The organism is Vibrio sp. SSH13-20 (genome assembly GCF_040104475.1).
GTDB classification, from domain to species: Bacteria; Pseudomonadota; Gammaproteobacteria; order Enterobacterales; family Vibrionaceae; genus Vibrio; species Vibrio harveyi.
On the sequence record NZ_JBECOU010000030.1, the window covers coordinates 1 to 2,401 of the forward strand.

Here is a 2,401-nt window from a genome sequence, read left to right on the forward strand (position 1 = left end):
AGCACTTCGGGTGGGAACTCCAGGGAGACTGCCGGTGATAAACCGGAGGAAGGTGGGGACGACGTCAAGTCATCATGGCCCTTACGAGTAGGGCTACACACGTGCTACAATGGCGCATACAGAGGGCAGCCAACTTGCGAGAGTGAGCGAATCCCAAAAAGTGCGTCGTAGTCCGGATCGGAGTCTGCAACTCGACTCCGTGAAGTCGGAATCGCTAGTAATCGTGGATCAGAATGCCACGGTGAATACGTTCCCGGGCCTTGTACACACCGCCCGTCACACCATGGGAGTGGGCTGCAAAAGAAGTAGGTAGTTTAACCTTCGGGAGGACGCTTACCACTTTGTGGTTCATGACTGGGGTGAAGTCGTAACAAGGTAGCGCTAGGGGAACCTGGCGCTGGATCACCTCCTTATACGATACGGATAGTTTGCTTTCACTTTTAAAAAGTGAAGACAAATGAGTCACGATGAGTGTCCACACAGATTGATACGGTTTATAAAGTAAAGAGAGGAAGAGTTCCCAAACTCTTCAATCCAGTGTCCCGTTCGTCTAGAGGCCTAGGACACCGCCCTTTCACGGCGGTAACAGGGGTTCGACTCCCCTACGGGATACCATTGGGTCGTTAGCTCAGTTGGTAGAGCAGTTGACTTTTAATCAATTGGTCGCAGGTTCGAATCCTGCACGACCCACCATTTCTCGATGGGGCTATAGCTCAGCTGGGAGAGCGCCTGCCTTGCACGCAGGAGGTCTGCGGTTCGATCCCGCATAGCTCCACCATTCGAGACGTCTACCACGAGACGTAAAACTAATGTGGGCGATTAGCTCAGTTGGGAGAGCACCTGCCTTACAAGCAGGGGGTCACTGGTTCGAGCCCGGTATCGCCCACCATCTTTAAGTGCATTCGATGAGTGCTTTTAAAAATGGTTACTTCATTAGAAGTGATTAGCTCTTTAACAATTTGGAAAGCTGACAAAACAAACTTTTAAGTTTGTTTGTAAAGTTCTCAATGTTTGTCTTTATGACAAACACCAACTGTTTGTTTTCATTTTTTAAAAATGAAAGTAAACGAGCACATTCAAGTGTTCTTGGGAATATCACTTTTACAGTGATTATTCAAAATTGAGTCCGGCAAAATCGAGTCTGCATCATGTCCTGTTTGTCTTCACTTTTCAAAGTGAAAGCAAAGAGTTAATTGCAGACAACTTTGGTGATTTGAACATCAACTCGAAACTCCTTCGGGTTGTATGGTTAAGTGACTAAGCGTACACGGTGGATGCCTTGGCAGTCAGAGGCGATGAAGGACGTATTAACTTGCGATAAGCCCAGATTAGGTAGTAAAAACCACTTGAGTCTGGGATTTCCGAATGGGGAAACCCACTAGCATAAGCTAGTATCGCTGCGTGAATACATAGCGCAGCGAGGCGAACCGGGGGAACTGAAACATCTAAGTACCCCGAGGAAAAGAAATCAACCGAGATTCCGAAAGTAGCGGCGAGCGAAATTGGACTAGCCCTTAAGCTTTTTATGCGTCAGGTGAAACTTCTGGAAAGTTGTGCGATACAGGGTGATAGCCCCGTAACCGGCAACGCATTTAAAGTGAAATCGAGTAGGGCGGGACACGTGATATCCTGTCTGAATATGGGGGGACCATCCTCCAAGGCTAAATACTACTGACTGACCGATAGTGAACCAGTACCGTGAGGGAAAGGCGAAAAGAACCCCTGTGAGGGGAGTGAAATAGAACCTGAAACCGTGTACGTACAAGCAGTAGGAGCACCTTCGTGGTGTGACTGCGTACCTTTTGTATAATGGGTCAGCGACTTATATTCAGTGGCAAGGTTAACCATCTAGGGGAGCCGTAGGGAAACCGAGTCTTAACTGGGCGTTCAGTCTCTGGATATAGACCCGAAACCAGGTGATCTAGCCATGGGCAGGTTGAAGGTTGAGTAACATCAACTGGAGGACCGAACCGACTAATGTTGAAAAATTAGCGGATGACTTGTGGCTAGGGGTGAAAGGCCAATCAAACCTGGAGATAGCTGGTTCTCCCCGAAAGCTATTTAGGTAGCGCCTCGGACGAATACTACTGGGGGTAGAGCACTGTTAAGGCTAGGGGGTCATCCCGACTTACCAACCCTTTGCAAACTCCGAATACCAGTAAGTACTATCCGGGAGACACACGGCGGGTGCTAACGTCCGTCGTGGAGAGGGAAACAACCCAGACCGCCAGCTAAGGTCCCAAATTACTACTAAGTGGGAAACGATGTGGGAAGGCTCAGACAGCCAGGATGTTGGCTTAGAAGCAGCCATCATTTAAAGAAAGCGTAATAGCTCACTGGTCGAGTCGGCCTGCGCGGAAGATGTAACGGGGCTAAGTAGTAAACCGAAGCTGCGGCAATG

General features: G+C 48.9%; 4 tRNA genes and 2 rRNA genes. All 6 read left to right on the forward strand.

From position 1 onward, the window contains the following. Positions 1–413 (forward strand): 16S ribosomal RNA (locus ABMY42_RS26215); the annotation flags it as partial. A 126-nt stretch (positions 414–539) separates the two neighbouring features. Then, positions 540–615, forward strand: a tRNA-Glu gene (locus tag ABMY42_RS26220). A 2-nt stretch (positions 616–617) separates the two neighbouring features. Then, positions 618–693, forward strand: a tRNA-Lys gene (locus tag ABMY42_RS26225). Between the two features lie 9 nt (positions 694–702). Next, positions 703–778 (forward strand) — tRNA-Ala (locus ABMY42_RS26230). Positions 779–813: 35 nt separating this feature from the next. Then, positions 814–889, forward strand: a tRNA-Val gene (locus tag ABMY42_RS26235). A 358-nt stretch (positions 890–1,247) separates the two neighbouring features. Beyond that, positions 1,248–2,401 (forward strand): 23S ribosomal RNA (locus ABMY42_RS26240); the annotation flags it as partial.